The sequence below is a fragment of the Bradyrhizobium hipponense genome, from assembly GCF_008123965.1.
Taxonomy (GTDB): Bacteria; Pseudomonadota; Alphaproteobacteria; order Rhizobiales; family Xanthobacteraceae; genus Bradyrhizobium; species Bradyrhizobium hipponense.
This window is the reverse complement of the sequence record NZ_VSTH01000062.1, coordinates 56,559-74,321: the sequence shown is the minus strand read 5'-3', so window position 1 is coordinate 74,321 and position 17,763 is coordinate 56,559. Positions and strand designations below refer to the sequence as shown.

The 17,763-nt window shown below is 63.1% G+C and carries 12 protein-coding genes and 1 tRNA gene; 7 read left to right on the top strand and 6 right to left on the bottom strand.

Features of this window, described 5'->3' with window-relative positions; all coding sequences use genetic code 11:
* Positions 1 to 22 precede the first annotated feature (22 nt).
* The 4 genes from FXV83_RS20530 to FXV83_RS20515 all read left to right on the top strand — a co-directional run bounded on the left by FXV83_RS20530 (position 23) and on the right by FXV83_RS20515 (position 3,511).
* Positions 23 to 1,876 (top strand): flavin-containing monooxygenase, encoded by a 1,854-nt coding sequence (locus FXV83_RS20530; protein ID WP_148741213.1) that lies wholly within the window; start codon positions 23 to 25, stop codon positions 1,874 to 1,876.
* A gap of 39 nt (positions 1,877 to 1,915) precedes the next feature.
* Positions 1,916 to 2,746 (top strand): lytic murein transglycosylase, encoded by an 831-nt coding sequence (locus FXV83_RS20525; protein ID WP_148741212.1) that lies wholly within the window; start codon positions 1,916 to 1,918, stop codon positions 2,744 to 2,746.
* Between the two features lie 108 nt (positions 2,747 to 2,854).
* Positions 2,855 to 3,076 carry a hypothetical protein gene (locus FXV83_RS20520; RefSeq protein WP_148741211.1) on the top strand — a complete coding sequence of 74 codons (222 nt, stop codon included), beginning with the start codon at positions 2,855 to 2,857 and terminating at the stop codon, positions 3,074 to 3,076.
* 12 nt (positions 3,077 to 3,088) lie between these two features.
* Positions 3,089 to 3,511, top strand: coding sequence for a hypothetical protein (locus tag FXV83_RS20515; protein WP_148741210.1), 423 nt, complete (start codon positions 3,089 to 3,091; stop codon positions 3,509 to 3,511).
* Positions 3,512 to 3,903: 392 nt separating this feature from the next.
* Here FXV83_RS20515 and FXV83_RS20510 read toward each other — a convergent pair whose 3' ends face one another.
* Together FXV83_RS20510 and FXV83_RS20505 are read right to left on the bottom strand one after the other, a co-directional pair.
* The gene (locus FXV83_RS20510; RefSeq protein WP_148741209.1) at positions 3,904 to 7,092 is read right to left on the bottom strand and encodes an efflux RND transporter permease subunit; all 3,189 of its coding nucleotides are present in this window, start codon (positions 7,090 to 7,092) and stop codon (positions 3,904 to 3,906) included.
* A gap of 184 nt (positions 7,093 to 7,276) precedes the next feature.
* Positions 7,277 to 8,521 carry an efflux RND transporter periplasmic adaptor subunit gene (locus FXV83_RS20505; protein WP_148741208.1) on the bottom strand — a complete coding sequence of 415 codons (1,245 nt, stop codon included), beginning with the start codon at positions 8,519 to 8,521 and terminating at the stop codon, positions 7,277 to 7,279.
* Positions 8,522 to 8,723: 202 nt separating this feature from the next.
* Between FXV83_RS20505 and FXV83_RS20500 the strand changes: the two genes are divergently transcribed.
* Together FXV83_RS20500 and FXV83_RS20495 are read left to right on the top strand one after the other, a co-directional pair.
* Positions 8,724 to 9,344: a TetR/AcrR family transcriptional regulator gene (locus FXV83_RS20500; protein ID WP_187436031.1), complete on the top strand. Its 621-nt coding sequence runs from the start codon at positions 8,724 to 8,726 to the stop codon at positions 9,342 to 9,344.
* A 706-nt stretch (positions 9,345 to 10,050) separates the two neighbouring features.
* Positions 10,051 to 11,337, top strand: a complete 1,287-nt coding sequence (locus tag FXV83_RS20495; RefSeq protein WP_148741207.1) for a hypothetical protein — start codon at positions 10,051 to 10,053, stop codon at positions 11,335 to 11,337.
* 376 nt (positions 11,338 to 11,713) lie between these two features.
* On the opposite strand, the gene FXV83_RS20490 is transcribed toward FXV83_RS20495, so the two are convergent.
* Positions 11,714 to 11,787: transfer RNA gene (locus tag FXV83_RS20490), tRNA-Gln, on the bottom strand.
* 316 nt (positions 11,788 to 12,103) lie between these two features.
* On the opposite strand from FXV83_RS20490, the gene FXV83_RS20485 reads away from it, so the two are divergent.
* Positions 12,104 to 12,466 (top strand): DUF1428 domain-containing protein, encoded by a 363-nt coding sequence (locus FXV83_RS20485; protein ID WP_187436030.1) that lies wholly within the window; start codon positions 12,104 to 12,106, stop codon positions 12,464 to 12,466.
* Between the two features lie 71 nt (positions 12,467 to 12,537).
* Here FXV83_RS20485 and FXV83_RS20480 read toward each other — a convergent pair whose 3' ends face one another.
* The 3 genes from FXV83_RS20480 to FXV83_RS20470 form a co-directional block, all read right to left on the bottom strand.
* Entirely contained in the window at positions 12,538 to 13,104 is a 567-nt protein-coding gene (locus FXV83_RS20480) for an invasion associated locus B family protein (RefSeq protein ID WP_187436029.1), read from the bottom strand.
* Between the two features lie 65 nt (positions 13,105 to 13,169).
* Positions 13,170 to 16,316 carry a multidrug efflux RND transporter permease subunit gene (locus tag FXV83_RS20475; protein ID WP_148741205.1) on the bottom strand — a complete coding sequence of 1,049 codons (3,147 nt, stop codon included), beginning with the start codon at positions 16,314 to 16,316 and terminating at the stop codon, positions 13,170 to 13,172.
* Positions 16,313 to 17,485 carry an efflux RND transporter periplasmic adaptor subunit gene (locus tag FXV83_RS20470; RefSeq protein WP_148741204.1) on the bottom strand — a complete coding sequence of 391 codons (1,173 nt, stop codon included), beginning with the start codon at positions 17,483 to 17,485 and terminating at the stop codon, positions 16,313 to 16,315. Before FXV83_RS20470 ends, FXV83_RS20475 begins: the two co-directional genes overlap by 4 nt.
* Positions 17,486 to 17,763: the final 278 nt, after the last annotated feature.

Genomic DNA, 17,763 nt, shown 5'->3' with positions numbered 1-17,763 from the left:
GCGTCCGCCGTGGAGGAGATGAATGTCAGCGGAAAAACACAAGACCGGCGCAGCCGGCGCCTCTACGATCGACATCGCCTCACTGCGTGCGCGTTACCGCGACGAGCGGGATCGCCGGCTGCGTGCTGAAGGCAAGGCGCAATATGTCGAGGCCAGCGGCAACTTCGGCCGCTATCTCGACGATCCCTGGGCCGATCCCGGATTTGCACGCGAGGCCGTCAGCGAACGGACCGAAGTGCTCATTGTCGGCGGCGGCTTCGGTGGCCTTCTGTGCGGCGCGCGTCTGCGCGAGGCCGGCATCGATGATTTTCGCATCGTCGAGAAGGCTGCCGACTTCGGCGGCACCTGGTACTGGAACCGTTATCCCGGTGCTGCCTGCGATACCGAGAGCTACATCTATCTGCCGCTGCTGGAGGCGACCGGCTACATGCCGGTGCGCAAATATGCGCGCGCGCCGGAGATCTACGAGCACTCGCGCCGCATCGGGCGTCACTTCGGTCTCTACGACCGCGCGCTGTTTCAGTCCGTCATCTCGCGTATGGAATGGCAGGAGGGCGAGGGACGCTGGCTGGTCGAGACCGATCGCGGCGATCGCATACGCGCGCGCTTCGTCGTTCTCGCAGGCGGTCCGCTGAGCCGGCCGAAGCTGCCGGGCATTCCCGGCATCGAAAGCTTCAAGGGCCACAGCTTCCATACCAGCCGCTGGGACTACGCCTACACCGGCGGCAACGCCGAAGGCGGTCTCGCCGGCCTTGCCGACAAGCGCGTCGGCATCATCGGCACCGGCGCCACCGCCGTGCAATGCGTGCGGCATCTTGGCCGTTCCGCGAAAGAGCTCTACGTCTTCCAGCGCACCCCGTCGGCGATCGGCGTGCGCGATGACCGGCCAACGGATCAGTCCTCGGCGCAGAACCTCAAGCCCGGCTGGCAGCGCGAGCGCATGGACAATTTCACCGCGGTGATCTCGGGTGAGCCGTTCGAACAGGATCTGGTGCAGGACGGCTGGACCGGCTTGCTCGGCGAGATACTGCTCGCGCCGCGCCGCCAGCCGCAGCCGGTGACCTCGATGGAGGAGGCATTGAAGGTCATCGAGCAGGCCGACTACCGCAAGATGGAGGAGATCCGCGCCCGCGTCGATGCCATCGTGAAAGACGAAACGACTGCGTCGGCGCTAAAGCCCTGGTACAAGGCGTTCTGCAAGCGGCCGTGCTTCCACGACGAATATCTCGATACGTTCAATCGCGCCAACGTGCATCTCGTCGACACCAAGGGGCAAGGCGTCGAGCGCATCACCGAGAACGCCGTCGTCGTCGACGGCAAGGCCTACGAGCTCGACTGCCTGATCTATGCCAGTGGCTTCGAGGTCGGCACGGACTACGCCCGCCGAATGGGATTCGAGGTCTACGGCCGGGACGGCATGAGTCTGTCAGAACGTTGGCGCGAGGGCGTCAAGACACTGCACGGGTTCTACAGCCGCGGATTCCCGAACTGCTTCCTCATCGTCATGGTGCAGGCCGGCCAGAGCGCAAATTTCCCGCACGTCATCGACGAACAGTCTCGGCACATCGCCTATGTGATTGGAGAAGCGCGCAAGCGCGGCGCCCGGACGCTGGAGCCGACTTTGGCCGCCGAGAACGCCTGGGTCGAGGAGGTCGTCAAGGCGGCGCTCGGCCGCCAGACCTATCTCGCTGAATGCACGCCGGGTTACTACAACAATGAAGGCGTGTTCGATCCGATCGCGGCAAGAAACAGCCAGTATTGGCGCGGGCCGGTGGCGTTCCTGCGGCTGCTTGAGAAATGGCGGAAGCAGGGCAATCTGGAAGGCCTCGAATTGTCCTATGATCAGGCCATAGAGTCGGCGCCTTCCAGCGGGTAGGATTGCGGTACCGAACGGTACGGGACGGAGATAGCGGGTATGATCAGGGGCAGGGCTGTTGCGGCGGCGGTTTTTGGCGCGATTCTTGGTGCGATGGCGCTGCTTGGTTGCCTGGCGTCCTCCGCCGAGGCCGCGCAATGCGGCAGCTCGCCGGCCGGGTTCGAAGGCTGGAAGCGCGAGTTCAGTGCGGAGGCACAGGCCAAAGGCATTGGCCCGACCGCGCTTGCGGCGCTGATGCAGGCCAATTACGCCAGCGCCACCATTGCGGCCGACCGGGGCCAACGCAGCTTTTCGCTGTCGCTCGACCAGTTCCTGGCCAAGCGCGGCGCCACCACCATCGTCGCGCGTGGCCGCTCCCTGAAGCAGTCGCAGGCCGCCCTGTTCGCCTCGATCCAGCAGCGCTATGGCGTGCCGCCGGGGCCGCTGATCGCGATCTGGGGCATGGAGACCGGATTCGGCAGCCAGCGCGGCAACCAGAACATGCTGTCGTCGATCGCGACGCTCGCCTATGACTGCCGCCGCCCCGAATTCTTCGCCGATCAGCTCTATGCCGCGCTGAAGCTGATCGACCGCGGCACGCTGTCCGGGGCAACCCGCGGCTCCATGCATGGAGAGGTCGGCCAGACCCAGTTCATGCCCAAGAACATCCTGGCCTACGGCACCGGCAACCTCGAGGTCGCTGCCAACGCGCTGAGTTCGACTGCGAATTTCCTCAAGGCCCATGGCTGGCGCGCGGGAGCCGGTTACCAGCCGGGCGAGCCGAATTTCGCCGCGATCGAGGCCTGGAATGCCGCCGGCGTTTATCAGAAGGCGATTGCGCTGATGGGGCGGCAGATCGACGAGGGCGGAGAGGCGGCGGCGTCGAGGTGATCAGCTCCGCAAGGTGTGACCGCCGTACGCGAGAAAGTTGTTGCCGTCTGGAACCGTCGGCATGAGGATTGCTTGATCAGGGCAGGGCTGGGCATGAGGAGACTCAATATGGCTACCCAGATCGTGATGGACCAAACCGGAGACACGCGCCACGAGTTTGATCCCGACAATGCCGAAGCGCTGGCGCGGGCCGAGCAGCGTTTTCGGGAGCTGACCGGAGCCGGCTTTACCGCCGCTTTGCGAACCGGGCCTGGCGAAGTCACCCGTATCCGGTCGTTCGACCCCACCGCACATGAAACGCTGTTCTATCCCCGCCTGGTTGGCGGTTGATCTGAGCTGCTCATGATTGCGGCAGTTTGGTTTCGCGCACCGGCGCGAGCGCGCCTGCACGCGCTGCGCGGGCTTTACCGGCGCTTTTTCGGCGAGAACACGCCGGATGCCCGCGGCCGCCGGCTGTTGTCCGAATGGCTGTCGCCGGCCCAGCGTACCCAGTTCGAGCAGCACCGGTATTTCGACGTGATCGGCTGCGATACCGGCAAGCGGTATCGCATCCACTACGGCACCGCCGCCAATGTTCACGAAATCGACGATGCCGGGGTTGCGACGATGGGCTGGTGCTTTGTCCCATCAGGCTTCCTCGCGCCAGGCGACGTGATGCTGGCGCAGAAGATCGCGCTCGAGACGGACGAGAGGGGGGCGCTGGCGCTCGCCAACCGGTTTCCGGCGGCAACGCATTCGGAGCATTTCTACCGGCGGCCGTTCTAGATCAGCACCGCCGGCGCCGGCCGGTCAGAAATGCGCGGTGCGGTAGGCATCCACAGCATGCGCTGCAAAGACGCCGATGCTGCAAAGGGCGAGCAGGGCCGAGATAAGTTCGATCATAGCTCGTCCTCCGGCAGCGGATGGGCGACGAGATGTTGGCAGCAGGAATAATCCCAGATGAGGTCGAGCAAGAATTGCATGGTGGCCGTCCCTGTCTGATTTTGACAACTAGATAACCGGCCATCTGTTTCAGGCGTGTTTCGTCGCATCTGGAAAGGGGTTTCGTGGGAACCTGGGCTGGTTTGTGTCCAGCGAACGCCGTACATTCCTCAGTCAAACCCTTTAGCCTCGCAAGATCGTGCTTGTTCTGTTGTGCTGTCAGGTATCTCCCTGATCTAGCGACCGAGCCCCTGGACGGGCGCCGCGCTGGTGTCGCTGCCGTGATGCGTCAGCGGCTTCATGCCGGTGATGGTGCGGAGCAGCACATAGAACACCGGCGTCAGGAACAGGCCGAACACTGTGACGCCGATCATCCCGGAGAACACCGCTACGCCCATGGCGCGGCGCATCTCGGAGCCGGCCCCGGTCGAGAGCACCAGCGGCAGCACGCCCATGATGAACGCCATCGACGTCATCAGAATCGGGCGCAGCCGCAGCCGGCTCGCCTCGATCGCGGCCCGGATCGGCGTGCGGCCCGTAAATTCGAGCTCGCGCGCGAATTCGACGATCAGGATCGCATTCTTGGCAGAGAGTCCCACGAGAACGATAAGTCCGATCTGCGTGAAGACGTTATTGTCGCCTTTCGAAATCCAGACGCCGAACATCGCTGCCAGCAGTCCCATCGGCACGATCATGAGGATGGAGAGCGGCAGGGTTAGGCTCTCATAGAGCGCTGCCAGCACCAGAAACACCAGCAGGATCGCCAGCGGGAACACCCAGAGCCCGGAATTGCCGGCGATGAACTCCTGATAGGTCAGGTCGGTCCATTCGAAGGCGAAGCCGGTCGGCAACACTTCGGCAGCAATCCGCGTCGCGACTTCCTGCGCCTGACCGGAGGAGTAGCCTGGCGCAGCCGCCGCATTGATGTCGGACGACAGGAAGCCGTTGTAGCGGATCGCGCGCTCGGGACCCGCGCTCTGGCGGATATTGAGCAGCGCCGACAGCGGCACCATGTCGCCGGATGACGAGCGCACCTTCAGCTGGCTGATGTCGTCGGCACGTGCGCGGAACGGCGCATCGGCCTGGACATAGACCGAATAGGTCCGGCCGAATTTGTTGAAGTCGTTGACGTAGTAGGAGCCGAGGTAGATCTGCAGCGTGTTGAACACTTCCGTCACGGGCACCCCGAGCTGGAGCGCCTTGGTACGGTCGATGTCGGCGAAGAGCTGGGGAACGTTGACCTGGAAGCTCGAGAACACGCCGGCGATCTCCGGCGCCTTCTGCATCGCCGCCATGAACGCTTTCGTCGCCTCGTTCAGCGCCTCATAGCCGAGACCGGCGCGGTCCTCGATCTGGAGCTTGAAGCCGCCGATGGTGCCGAGACCATTGACGGGCGGCGGTGGGAACATGGCAATGAAGGCTTCCTGGATCCCGGAATATTTCTTGTTGAGATCGGCCGCGATTGCATTGCCGCTCAGGGCCGGGCTCTTGCGCTCGTCGAACGGTTTCAGCGTCGAGAACACGATGCCGGCGTTGGAGGAGTTGGTGAAGCCTGAGATCGACAGGCCCGGAAACGCGACCGAGCTCTCGACACCCGGCTGGGTCAGCGCGATGTCGCTCATCTTGCGGATCACCTCTTCGGTGCGGTCGAGCGTTGCGCCATCAGGCAGCCGCGAGAAGCCGACCAGATATTGCTTGTCCTGGCCCGGCACGAACCCGCTCGGCACCTGCTGGAAAAGGAGAGCGGTGAGGCCGACCAGGACCACGTAAAGCCCCATCACGGCTGCCTTGCCCGAGATCACCTTGGTGACGGTGCCGCTGTAATTCTCCGAGGAACGGGTGAAAACGCGGTTGAAGCCGCGGAAGAACCAGCCGAACGCCTTTTCGAGGATCAGGGTCAGCCTGTCCTTTGGCTCGTTGTGGCCCTTGAGCAGCAATGCCGAAAGTGCCGGCGACAGCGTCAGCGAGTTGACGGCCGAGATCACGGTCGAGATCGCGATCGTCAGCGCGAACTGCTTGTAGAACTGGCCGGTGAGGCCGGAGATGAAGGCGAGTGGCACGAACACGGCGATCAGCACCATCGCGATCGCGATGATCGGGCCGGAAACCTCGCGCATCGCCTGGTAGGTGGCATCGCGCGGCGACAGTCCGGCCTCGATGTTGCGTTCGACGTTCTCGACCACGACGATGGCGTCGTCGACGACGATGCCGATCGCAAGGACGAGGCCGAACAGGCTGAGCGCGTTGATGGAGAAGCCGAACATGTGCATCACTGCAAAGGTGCCGACGATCGATACCGGCACCGCCAGCAGCGGAATGATGGAGGCGCGCCAGGTCTGGAGGAACAGGATGACGACCAGCACCACGAGTGCGATCGCTTCCAGCAGCGTGTGGATCACCGCCTCGATCGAGGAGCGTACGAACTGGGTGGGGTCGTAGACGATCTGGTAGGACACGCCCTCCGGCATGTTCTTCTTGATCTCGGCCATGGTGGCGCGGACGTGGTCAGAGATCTCGAGCGCGTTGGAGCCGGGCGCCTGGAAGATCGGGATCGCCACCGCCTGCTTGTTGTCGAGCAGCGAGCGCAGGCCGTATTGAGAGGCGCCGAGCTCGATGCGCGCGACGTCGCGCAGCCGCACCACTTCGCCTCGCGTTCCGGCCTTGACTACGATGTCGCCGAACTGTTCCTCGTTCGCGAGCCGCCCTTCCGCATTGACGGAGAGTTGCAGGTCGATGCCCTTGACGTTCGGCGAGGAGCCGACCACGCCAGCGGCGGCCTCGACGTTCTGCGCCTGGATCGCCTTGACGATGTCGCTTGCGGTCAGCCCATGCTCGGCGGCCTTCTGCGGATCGACCCACACCCGCATCGAATAGTCGCCGGCGCCGTAGAGCTGGACGTCGCCGACGCCGTCGATCCGCGCCAGCCGGTCCTTGACGTTGAGCACCGCATAATTGCGCAAATACGTCATGTCGTAGCGGTTGTTCGGCGACAGCAGATGCACGACCATGGTGAGGTCGGGCGACGACTTCTTGGTGATGATGCCGAGCTGGCGCACCACCGCGGGGAGGCGCGGTTCGGCCTGCTGCACGCGGTTCTGCACCAGCTGTGTCGCCTTGTCGGGATCGGTGCCGAGCCGGAATGTCACCGTCAGCGTCATTGCGCCGTCGGTGGTCGCCTGGCTCGACATGTAGAGCATGTTCTCGACGCCGTTGATCTGCTCCTCGATCGGCGTCGCCACCGTTTCCGCGATCACCTTGGGATTGGCGCCGGGATAGGTCGCGCGCACCAGCACCGACGGCGGCACCACGTCCGGATATTCCGAGATCGGCATCGCGAACAGCGAGATCAGGCCGGCGAGGAAGATCAGGACCGACAGGACGCCGGCAAAAATCGGACGGTCGATGAAGAATTTTGAGAGATTCATGGCTTTGCCCCTGCGCAATTTCTTGCGAGTCTCCGATCCCTCCGTCGTCGTTCCGGGACGCGAGGAAAGCGCGCGAACCCGGAAAGCCGGAGGCGATGTGCTCGGAGTTTTCAAACTTCGAGAGTCTCAGGTGCGCAAGCGCGCACCATAGCTCGTGCCAAGCGCACGTCCCGAAACGACGCAACTAGCGCTGCACGACGTCCTGGTTGCTGTGGTTGGAGGCCTGCTGCGGCCCGCGTGCCCCCATCGCCGCGACCTCGGTCTTGAGGAGGGCGCCCGGACGCACGCGCTGCAGGCCATTGACGATGATGCGGTCGCCGGGCTTCAGCCCCGCCGTCACGATGCGCAACCCATCGACGGAGCCGCCGAGCGTAACCGGCCGGTAGACCGCGCGGCTGTCGTCGCCGACCCCCATGACGAACTTCTTGTCCTGGTCGGTGCCGATCGCGCGCTCGTCGATCATCACCAGCGTCTGCTGCTTCGGCTGGCCCATGCGCACGCGGGCGAACTGACCGGGAATGAGACGCCCGTCCTCGTTCCGGAACACCGCGCGGACACGGATCGTTCCACTCTGGCCGTTGACCTGGTTGTCAATGAGCTGGATGTGGCCCTTGGCCGAAAGTCCGCCCGAGGTTGTCATCTCCACCGGGATCTGGTCGAGATTGCCGCGCTTGCCCGAGCCATCCGCGATCGAGTTCAGCGCCCGCAGCACGACCTCCTCGTCCGCATCGAACGATGCGTAGATCGGATTGACCGACACCAGCGAGGTCAGGACCGGAGAGGCGGTGCCCGCGGCGACGAGATTGCCGACAGTGATTTCGATCTTGCCGACCCGGCCGTCGACCGGTGCGCGCACCTCGGTGTAGTCGAGATTGAGTTTCGCGGTCTGAAGCGTCGCCTCTGCCGCCTTGACGTTGGCGATCGCCTCGCGATGCGCGTTCTCGCGCTGATCGTAGTCGCGGCGGGTCACCACGGCGTTGCCGACCAGCTGCGCGCCGCGCTCGAGCTCGCTCTGGGTGAAGACCACGCGCGCCTTGGCGGCTTCGAGTTGGGCGTTGGCCTTGTCGACCTCGGCCGCATAAGGCGCCGGATCGATCTTGAACAGGACGTCGCCGGCTTTCACCAGCGCGCCTTCGGTGAAATTGGTCGACAGGATCGCGCCTGCAACGCGCGGGCGGAGTTCGACGCGGTTGATGGCCTCTAACCGGCCGGAGAAATCGTCCCACAGCACGGTCTGCCGCGGCTCGATCATCGCGACGGTGACGGAGACGGCCTGCTCGGCGGCGGCGGCCGGCGCGGTCGCCTGCGCCGCGTGAAAATAGCGGCCGGTTGCGATCGAACCGGCGATCGCGAGGGCGCCAACAATGGCAACACCACCGAGAAGGCGGCGGACGCGGCCAGGGCGAGAGGTATTTTGGGAGGGGGGCATTTGCGCGCTCCAGATATGTAGTGTTCACTACAGATGTGGAGCTGGATGCCGCAGTGCAAGATACCTATGTACCGTTCACCCTAGAAAATCTTAGCCGCGGAATGCGAAAAGTGGAAGACGGCAGAGAAATGAAAGTTAGAACAAATAGATAGGATCAGGCGTTAGCGCGAGGCGCGACGCCGATTCTCAAGGAGACAGGCACATGGCCGCCATGGGACGCCCCCGGGAATTCGATGCCGAGACGGCGTTGGACCAGGCAATGGAAGTGTTTTGGCGCCACGGTTATGAGGGCGCGACCATTGCCCAGCTGACCGAGGCCATGGGCATCAACCCGCCGAGCCTTTATGCCTGCTTCGGCAACAAGGAAGGCCTGCTGAAGGCCGCGCTCGACCGCTACACCAAGCTGCGCGGCGTCTGGATGGACGAGGTGGTCGCTGCCCCGACTGCCCGCGACGTCGCCGAGCGGATGCTGATGGGCATCGCCGACAAGCAGACCGATCCCGCCAATCCGCCCGGTTGCCTGCTCGTGCAAGGCGGCATCGCCTGCGGCACCGGCTCCGAAAACGTCCCGTTCGAGCTCGCCGCACGCCGCAGCCAGAACGAAGATCAGCTCCGCGACCGCTTCATCCGCGCCAAGGCAGAAGGCGATCTCAAGCCGGCGTCGGATCCGGCAGCGCTCGCGCGCTACGTCTCCGCCGTCGCCGTCGGCATGGGCGTGATGGCGTCCTCAGGCGCGGACCGCGAGGCACTGCGGCAGGTGGCGAGCGTGGCCGTGCAGGCGATCGAGGCGCAATCGGGGAAGTTTCCTCCGAGCCGGCCGTGAAACTGACACCCTTGAAGCAGACCCGAAACGGGACGGCATAACCGACGCTGCGATCGCACCGCCTAGACTCGCCAGCCGATCTGTCGACACCGTTCTTGCGACCGCGCACCACCTGTCGAGCCAAGCTACGCAGTTACTGACGTCTGCGGATCGTGGCATGATCGCTCATCGCGATTTCGGTGCTATTTGCAACGTCGGCCCATGCCCAAAATCTAAATCCTCAATACACTCCGCACGAGCAGACCGCGAATGAGCGATTGCAGAATTTCCAACCGCCTCCGCCGCCTCCCACAACGTATCCAAACATCAGCGGCCAAGGTTCGGATGCGCGCTTGAATGTAACCCCAAACACGTCGTTGGGCGGAAGCATTAGCAGAGAGGGCGGCGGCACTGCGAGTGGTAACGTTCATACTACCATAGGCAAATAGCGACGACGAGTTCGAGCAGCCGTCGCCAACTGTCGGATACGTACCCTAGCCAGCCAGCGCCAAAAACCGGCAGCCGAGCCCAGCGGCAAGTCGTCATTTCTTTAGCAGGCTGTCGAAGGTCAGTCTGGATTCAAAGCGAGACCGATCAGCATTGTCCCGGCTCGGAAGGAGCCGCAGCAGGGAAGGATATCGGTCGCTAGATAACGGTTGATTTTGCCATCCCGTGCAATCCATAGTCGCAGCATATTTGGGGGAATTTCAAGGGATGGGGGACCTCGATGCGCGTGGTGCGTTGCGTCGCGTTAATTATTGCCGCGGCAATTCTTGGTTCATGTTCGACTGTGCCACCTCTTTCCGAGGCAACGGGATCGATACCTATCCGGGATATCGTTGAACGCGTGAAATGCGAACTTGCTGACTCCTTCAGCGAGAAAATTCGAGAGCCACACTACCGCTGGCTCCAGTATTGGGCGGCCAAGGTCGACATGACCCTGGCCGCCAACAATCTTGGATCAATTGCGCCGGTCGGTTCGTATATTGAACCACTCGGCACTGCGAGCGGGGTTGCTCAGCAGTTTACGTTCGGGGCCGGGGCGTCGATTTCAGGACAGGCGGTAAGGACAGAGGCGGTCAGCTTCTCATTGTCCCTCGTTGAGCTGCGGCGGTGGCGGCAAGAAATGATTGCGCAAAGCGTGAAGTACAATTTGCCAGATCCTTGTGCTCCAGGTCTACGCGGTAATCTTGCCGGCGACCTCGGATTGAATGAGTGGGCAAATTCGGCGTTATCGCCCGTTGTTACGCGAGACCTTCAGGCGGGCGACCATCCGGCCCCGGGGGCGGCCAAGGCGGCTGCTCAGCCATTAGTAACCGTGAAGCCGCCGACTATTAAAGGTGTTCAAGGGCCGCGTCAGATCGCCGACGAGGCGGTGAAAGACGCGGCGAAGAGTTACGAGGCCGCCAAGAAATCAGCTAACGACGCCGAACAGGCATCTAAGAACGCGGCTAGATCAATTGCTCAATCGCTCTTCCGTGAAGTCGAAGACCGGGAATTCCTGAGGATTTCGCGCCAGATTGCCTCGGTTGCTGAACATCAGGCGAAAGCGGCGCGCGACGATGAGGCAACAGCCAAGGACAAGACTGAGCAGGCATCAGGTATTGCCAAGACCATCGAGGACGGAGATACCGGTAGTGAGGCATATCAAAGAGCTAACCAGGTAAAAACTTTGGCGGAGGACGTTGCCAAGTTGGCTGCGGACGCCGGCGAACAATCAAAGGCAGCGATCGAGAACGCCAAGAACGTGGTTGTCAGGATACCGGACCCGCCGATAGACTCAATTTCGCACTCGGTGCAATTCATAGTCACCGCCGGCGCGAGCGTAGCACCAAGCTGGACTTTGGTGAGGTTTCGAGGGCCGACCGGGAATCTCGCCAGCGTGACCGCGACGCAAACGCATACGTTGAACATAGCGCTCGGTCCCCGGGGAGATAATGGAGCTAGGTACTCGCAGGAGGCGGTTCGTGCCTTGCAGAACCTGACCATTCAGCAGATCAGGCTGGCGCCGTAGCGAGCGATGACCTGTTCATCCGACACACTGCGTCCTCGTGCAAGGGATTAAGGCTCTACCGCGTTTCTCCACGTATGGGGATGGGAGAAAAGCGACGTGAGCCGAGACAAATTTGCGTCAGCGCAAGAACTTACGAAAATGGCTCCTCGCAATGGATCCGCGCAGGTCGTTCAGAGGACAAGAAACTCCGGCCCGCGCGTGCTTATTGGATAGAAAAGCCGCCGAACGACCACGTCAGAGTTCATCGCAGATTTCGGATTCGTGCGGCGATTGCATGGTCCGCAACCGTCCACAAGTATGGTCCATGATCCTCGCCGTGGATCACGGCTGCGGCGAAAAACCAAGTTGGACTAGGCGGTTGATTAATTTTCGAGTCTGGCTGGGGAACTAGGATTCGAACCTAGACAAACAGAGTCAGAGTCTGTTGTGCTACCGTTACACCATTCCCCAACGGAATAGCCGAACAAATTCAATCACTTGTTGATTTGTCCGGCTGTTGCCGGAAGCGCGGTTTGCGCAAATCACGGCTCAGGCGTGGCAGGTTTCTACCTGCTCGCCTCCGGGCTGGCAAGCGCCGCAGTGAACGGGTGCTCTGCGGGCTGCCTGAGGGCAGGCGAGCCGGCCAGAGGGCTGGTGCTTCCGCTGCGTCTCGGCCGCTCGCGACCGTTTGCCTCATCTGAAAAGTGCCTTTGCGGGTCGGATCGCCATGAGCCGCATCGTCCTTGGAGTTCAACGTCACCCTCAACGTCACCCAAGGAGATCCGTGATGCCCTATGTCGATGGTTTCGTGCTGGCTGTCCCTAAGGACAAGATCGAGGCTTACAAGGCGCTGGCGAAAACGGCCTGCGCGGTCTGGATGGAACATGGCGCGCTCGACTATGTCGAATGCATCGGCGACGACGTTCCCTATGGCGAGCTCACCTCGTTTCCGCGCGCCGTGATGGCGAAAGAGCATGAGATCGTGGTGTTCTCCTGGATCGTCTACCGCGGCCGCGAGACCCGCGATGCCGTCAACCAGAAGGTGATGGCCGATCCGCGGTTGAAGTTGGACGGGATGCCGTTCGACGGCAAGCGCATGATCTATGGCGGCTTCACCACGCTGCTTCAGGCGCGCGACGTGACCGGCTGAGCGCAGGGCTCGCCGCCAGCGAGCCGCGTCTCAACGTGCAGATGGCACGGCAGTAAACCGTCGGGGAGCCGTTACTTGATCTTGTCGTAGGCCGCCGCGAAGTCGTTCAGCGGCATCGGGATCGCGATCGTCTCCTTGGCCATGTTCTGGAAGGAGACCTTCAGCTGATTGCCCGATTTCAGGCTTGCGAGCAGATCAGGCGTAATCGGCGTCGAGGCATAGCAGCCACGATTTTCACAAGTCTGGATCTGGAGATCGACCGCCTTGCCTTCGTCGACCTGGAGCTTTGCGCCAACCGGCAGATTGAGGCCGAGCGGCAATTGCAGCAGCGCCACCGGCGTGCGGGTGTCGGTCGGGATGCGGATGTTGATCAGGACGATGGTCTGGCCGGTCTTGGTCAGCACCGCGTTCTGTTCGATCGCGCATTCGAGCGGCGCGTCGCGGCTCACGCTGGTGCAGCGTGCGATCCAGCCGGGCTGTTGCGCCGCGGCGCCATCGCCCTGAGCCGGAGCCGGCGCGGGCTGAGCGGCCGGGGCCGATGGAGCCGCGTTCTTCTTGGCGCCCTGCTGGGCGTATGCGACGCCCGTTGACAATAGGACGGTGGCGGCGAGGGCGACAAGTCTGGATTGCATGGACATGACGTACCGCGCTGGCATGAATCGAGGGCCTCGCTGTACCGTCGCCTGACGCACCGTGCAAGCTGCTACTCGGCAGCTTCCTTAACGGTGCCGTGCTCGACCGTCTCGTCGCCTTCACCGTCACCCGAACGGCCCCAGCCCGAGAACCAGTTGTTGAGCTTGTCGAGATAGAGATAGACGACCGGCGTGGTGAACAGCGTCAGCGCCTGGCTGACGATCAGGCCGCCGACCATGGCGTAGCCGAGCGGCTGGCGGATCTCGGCGCCGGTGCCATGGCCGAGCATCAACGGCACCCCGCCGAGCAGGGCAGCCATCGTCGTCATCATGATCGGACGGAAGCGCAGCAGCGCGGCCTGGCGGATCGATTCTTCCGGCGTCTTGTGCTCGTCGCGCTCCGCGGCGATGGCGAAGTCGACCATCATGATGCCGTTCTTCTTGACGATGCCGATCAAGAGAATGATGCCGATCAGCGCGATCAGGCTGAACTCGAAACCGGCCGCCATCAGGATCGCGAGCGCACCGACGCCGGCCGAGGGCAGGGTCGACAGGATCGTGATCGGATGGATGTAGCTCTCATAGAGGATGCCGAGGATCAGATAGACCACGACCAGCGCGGCGAGGATGAGGAGCGGCACGGTGCCGAGCGATTGCTGGAACGCCTGTGCGGTGCCCTGGAAGCTTGAATTGAGCGTCGGCGGCGCGCCGAGATCGGCCATCGCCTTCTGCACGGCCTCGGTGGCCTGGCCGAGCGCGACGCCCTGGGCGAGGTTGAAGCTGATCGTGATCGCCGGGAACTGGCCCTGGTGGCTGATCGAGAGCGGGCGGACCGGGTCGGTGGTCCAAGTCGCAAACGTCGACAGCGGCACCTGCTCGCCGGTCAGCGGCGATTTGAGATAAAGCTTGTTCAGGCTCTCGAGACTGCCCTGCATCTCCGGCACGATTTCGATGATCACCTTGTAGGTGTTGAGCTGGGTAAAATACTGCGTGACCTGGCGCTGTCCGAAGGCGTCATACAGCGTGTCGTCAATCAGCTGCGGCTGGATGCCGTAGCGCGAGGCGGTGTCGCGGTTGATCTTGAGCTGGACCGTGGTGCCCTGCGTCTGCTGGTCGGTCGCGACGTCGCGCAGTTGTGGCAAGGTCTGCATCTTGGCGAGGATTTTTGGGGCCCACTCATTGAGCTCCGCAAGATCGGCATCCTGCAGCGTGAACTCGAACTGTGTGCGCGTCGGGCGACCGCCGAGCCGGACGTCCTGGGCCGCCTGCATATAGAGTCGGGCGCCTTCGACCTTGTCGAACTTCGGGCGCAGCCGCGCGATGATCTGCTGTGCCGAGGCCTCGCGTTCATTGCGCGGCTTCAACGTAATGAACAGATTACCGTTGTTGCCGGCCCGGCCGCTGCCGCCGATCGCCATCGCGACACTCGCGACGTCTGGGTCGGCCATGATGATCTTGCCGAGTTCCTCCTGCCGCTTGACCATCTCCTTGAAGGAGATGTCCTGCGATGCCTCGGCGGTCGCGGTGATCAGGCCGACGTCCTGCTGCGGGAAGAAGCCCTTCGGGATCAGGACGAACAGGTAGACCGACAGCCCAAGCGTGACGAAGAAGATCGCGAGCGTCGTGCGGCGCCAGCTCAGCGCGTGGTCGAGGATGTTTTCGTAGCCGCGCAGCATCGCATCGAAGCAGCGTTCGCTCCACTGGTAGAACCGGCCGTGTTTCACCTCGCCATGAGCGCGCAGGAACCGCGAGGCCATCATCGGCGTCAGCGTCAGCGACACGAACATCGAGACGAAGATCGTCATCGCCAGCACGACGGCGAATTCGCGGAACAGGCGTCCGATGATGCCGCCCATCAGCAGCAGCGGGATCAGCACCGCGACCAGCGAGACGCTGATCGAGACGATGGTGAAGCCGATTTCCTTCGAGCCCCTGAAGGCCGCGGCCATCGGCGCTTCGCCTTCCTCAATGTAGCGCGTGATGTTCTCCAGCATCACGATGGCGTCGTCGACGACGAAGCCGACCGCGATGGTGAGCGCCATCAGCGATAGATTGTCGAGCGAATAGCCGAACACCCACATCAGCGCGCAGGCGCCCAGCAGCGCCAGCGGGACCGTGATGGCGGGGATGACGGTCGCCCAGAAGCTGCGCAGGAAGATGAAGATGACCATGACCACGAGGCCGATGGTCAGGAGCAGCGTGAATTGAACGTCTTCGACCGCGGCGCGGATGGTCGTGGTGCGGTCGCTGATCAGCTCGATCTTGATCGCGGGCGGGATCGCCGCGACCAGGCGAGGCAACGTCGCCTTGATCCTGTCGACGGTCTCGATGACGTTGGCGCCCGGCTGCTTGAACACCACCAGGAACACGCCGCGCTTGCCGTTGGCCCAGGCCGCCTGTTTGGCATCCTCGGGGCCGCTCACGGCCTGGCCGATGTCGCGAATCCGCAGCGGGCCGCCGTTGCGGTAGGCGATGATGACATCGTTCCAGTCCTTGGACTGCGTGAGCTGGTCGTTGGCGTAGATCGTATAGGCGCGTCTCTCGCCGTCGATATTGCCCTTGGGGCTGTCGACCGTGGTGATTGCGATCTGGCTGCGCACGTCCTCCATCGAGAGGCCCTTGGCGACGAGCTTCGCCGGGTCGATCTGAATGCGGATGGACGGCTTCTGCTGGCCGCCGATGAAGACCTGGGCCACGCCGGAGAGCTGGCTGATTTGCTGGGCAAGCTGGGCGTCGACCGCGTCGCTGACGCTGGTCAAAGGCATCGTCTCCGAGGTCGCCGACAACAGCAGGATCGGGGCATCCGCCGGGTTGACCTTGCGGTAGGTCGGCGGCGAGGGCAGGTTCTTCGGCAACTGGCCACTGGCCGCGTTGATGGCGCCCTGCACGTCATTGGCGGCGCCGTCGATGCTGCGATTGAGGTCGAACTGGATGGTGATCGACGCGGTGCTCAGATAGCTCGTCGAGGTCATCTGCGCGATGCCGGGGATTTGGGCGAACTGGCGCTCCAGCGGCTGCGCCACCGACGAGGCCATCGTCTCGGGGCTGCCGCCCGGCAGGTTGGCGGTGACCTGGATGGTCGGGAAGTCGACCTGCGGCAGCGGCGCGACCGGTAGCAGGGGATAGGCGACGAGACCGACAAAGAGAATGCCGGCCATCAGCAGCGAGGTGCCGATGGGATAACGGATGAAAGGTGCCGAAATCCCGCCCGCGTTCATTCCCGTCGAACCTTGTTCTGGGCCGGATCAGAGCTCGCCACGGCCGTGGAGACGAGGCTTCCGGGCTGGACCTTGAATTGACCGCCGGTGATCACTTGCTGCCCCGGCGTCAGCCCTTCGTCGACCACCGAACGACCGTCGATGGCATAGCTCACCTTGATCTTGTGGACCTCGGCCTTGTTGTCCTGGTTGACCGTATAAGCGTAGAGGCCGTTGGTCGAATGCTGGACCGCGTCATCCGGAACCACGGTCGCGTCCTTCAGGGTCCGCACCAGAAGGCGTGTCGAAACCGACTGGCCCGGCCACAGCGTGTGGTCCTTGTTGTCGAACACGGCCTTGAGGCGAATAGTCCCGCTGGTCGTGTCGACCTGGTTGTTGATGACCGCGAGCTTGCCTTCGGCCAGCGTCTTCTTGCCGTCGGTGGTGAACGCAATCACCCTGAGTGCGCCGGCCTTCTGGCCCTCGGCGATGTAGGGAAGCTGATCCTCCGGCGCGGTGAAGATCACCGAGATCGGCTCGACCTGCGAGATCGTGACGATACCCGTCTGCGTCGAGGCGTTGACGATGTTGCCGATGTCGACCAGGCGCAGGCCGGCAACGCCGGTGATCGGCGCCTTGACCTGAGTGTAGTCGAGCTGGGTCTGAGCATTCGAGATCGCAGCTTCGTCGGCGGCGATCTGCGCGTTGAGCTGGGCGACGGTCGAGCGCTGGGTATCGACCCGCTGCGCGGTGGCGAATTCGCCGAGCTTCATGGCACGCTGGAGTTCGAGATTGGCGTTGGCCAGATTGGCCTCGTCCTGCGCCTTCTTGGCCTTGGCCTGGTCAAGCGTGGCTTGATAGGGGCGGGGATCGATCGAGACCAGAAGCTCATCCTGCTTGACGATCTGGCCTTCGGTGAAGGCGATCTTGTCGATCTGGCCGTCGACCCTGCTGCGGACTTGCACGGTGTTAAAACCCTGAACCGTGCCGAGGCCGGTCAGATAGACCGGGAAGTCGACTTTCTGGACCGGCGCGACGCTGACGGGGACGGGGGGCGGGCGCGGCGGTCCCTTCTGGGCGGTCTGGGTTTTTCCGGCGCCGGGGCCGGCGAATTTCTGCCAGCCGTAGTAACCTGCGGAGGCCGCGGCCGCGACGATCAGAATCCAGAGGATCGGCCGTGTTTTTTTCATAGCGGCTCGCGTCGACTCGTAATGCCCAAAACGAACGAATTGTGGGTCAATCGAAGGGTTCCAAGGTTTGTATAATACACGCCAAGTTCCAGTGTAAACAGCACTATCAGTTGAGAATCCTAAACAATTGGAAAGCTTTGCACTGCTTGGGCAACCTTGTGCCGCAGCGGTGTGCAGTGCTGCATTTTCCCGCCGCGACCGATCCGCGTGTGCAGAACTTGAGAAATGCTCGGAGGCGGTGTCGCTGACCTGTCGAGCCGTCCGCAAAGCCGAAGGAG

What these genes read in the sequence shown, in the direction of transcription:
- FXV83_RS20530 (WP_148741213.1), top strand. Translation starts at nt 23, where the DNA reads ATGTCAGCGGAAAAACACAAGACCGGCGCAGCCGGCGCCTCTACGATC.
- FXV83_RS20525 (WP_148741212.1), top strand. Translation starts at nt 1,916, where the DNA reads ATGATCAGGGGCAGGGCTGTTGCGGCGGCGGTTTTTGGCGCGATTCTT.
- FXV83_RS20520 (WP_148741211.1), top strand. Translation starts at nt 2,855, where the DNA reads ATGGCTACCCAGATCGTGATGGACCAAACCGGAGACACGCGCCACGAG.
- FXV83_RS20515 (WP_148741210.1), top strand. Translation starts at nt 3,089, where the DNA reads ATGATTGCGGCAGTTTGGTTTCGCGCACCGGCGCGAGCGCGCCTGCAC.
- FXV83_RS20510 (WP_148741209.1), bottom strand. Translation starts at nt 7,092, where the DNA reads ATGAATCTCTCAAAATTCTTCATCGACCGTCCGATTTTTGCCGGCGTC.
- FXV83_RS20505 (WP_148741208.1), bottom strand. Translation starts at nt 8,521, where the DNA reads ATGCCCCCCTCCCAAAATACCTCTCGCCCTGGCCGCGTCCGCCGCCTT.
- FXV83_RS20500 (WP_187436031.1), top strand. Translation starts at nt 8,724, where the DNA reads ATGGCCGCCATGGGACGCCCCCGGGAATTCGATGCCGAGACGGCGTTG.
- FXV83_RS20495 (WP_148741207.1), top strand. Translation starts at nt 10,051, where the DNA reads ATGCGCGTGGTGCGTTGCGTCGCGTTAATTATTGCCGCGGCAATTCTT.
- FXV83_RS20485 (WP_187436030.1), top strand. Translation starts at nt 12,104, where the DNA reads ATGCCCTATGTCGATGGTTTCGTGCTGGCTGTCCCTAAGGACAAGATC.
- FXV83_RS20480 (WP_187436029.1), bottom strand. Translation starts at nt 13,104, where the DNA reads ATGTCCATGCAATCCAGACTTGTCGCCCTCGCCGCCACCGTCCTATTG.
- FXV83_RS20475 (WP_148741205.1), bottom strand. Translation starts at nt 16,316, where the DNA reads ATGAACGCGGGCGGGATTTCGGCACCTTTCATCCGTTATCCCATCGGC.
- FXV83_RS20470 (WP_148741204.1), bottom strand. Translation starts at nt 17,485, where the DNA reads ATGAAAAAAACACGGCCGATCCTCTGGATTCTGATCGTCGCGGCCGCG.